We start from the raw sequence: 900 nt of genomic DNA, 5'->3' as shown, positions 1-900 counted from the left end.
ATATCGGTACCACGACCGGCCATGTTAGTTGCAATGGTCACGGCACCGGGACGACCGGCATCAGCAATGATCTGAGCTTCACGTTCATTCTCTTTTGCGTTCAGAACGTTATGTTCGACCTTAGCTTTCTTAAGAACGCCAGAGATATATTCAGACGATTCGATTGAGGCTGTACCCACCAGAACAGGACGACCCTGAGCGGTAATCTCACGAATTTCTTCAACCACAGCGTCATGCTTCTCGCGCTGTGAGGCGTAAATAACATCGTTGTAGTCGATACGCTGAACTGGACGGTTCGTCGGAATAACAACAACATCCAGCCCGTAGATCTGATTAAATTCGAAAGCTTCGGTATCTGCAGTACCTGTCATACCAGAAAGCTTGTCATACAGACGGAAGAAGTTCTGGAAGGTTGTTGACGCCAATGTCTGGCTCTCTGCCTGAATCTTCAGGCCTTCTTTCGCTTCAACGGCCTGATGCAGACCTTCACTCCAGCGACGACCCGGCATGGTACGACCGGTGTGTTCATCAACGATGACCACTTGCCCGTTCTGGACGATGTAATCAACGTTTTTCTGGAATACAGCGTGCGCTTTCAGGGCCGAATGCACGTGGTGCAGCAGGCTAAGGTTGCCCGCTGAATAGAGACTGTCGCCGTCTTGCAGAACACCGGCATTCGTCAGCATTTCTTCTACGAATTCATGGCCTTCTTCAGTCAGTTCAATAGAACGGCTCTTCTCATCAACAAAGAAATGACCGTCCACTGGCTGGCTATCATCTTCGGACGCCTCACCCTGACGTAACTGAGGAATCAGTTCGTTAATCTGGCGATATAGCTCTGAATGATCATCTGCCGGGCCAGAGATGATCAATGGCGTACGCGCTTCATCGATCAGAATC

The 900-nt window shown here is 50.0% G+C and carries 1 pseudogene; it reads right to left on the bottom strand.

Annotated elements, in window-relative coordinates:
* Window positions 1–900: pseudogene (gene secA, locus B2R29_RS00810) on the bottom strand (preprotein translocase subunit SecA); the annotation flags it as partial.

It is taken from the genome of Thalassolituus sp. UBA3500 (assembly GCF_002377545.1).
Taxonomy (GTDB): Bacteria; Pseudomonadota; Gammaproteobacteria; order Pseudomonadales; family Oceanobacteraceae; genus Thalassolituus.
This window is presented reverse-complemented; position numbering and strand designations above follow the sequence as displayed.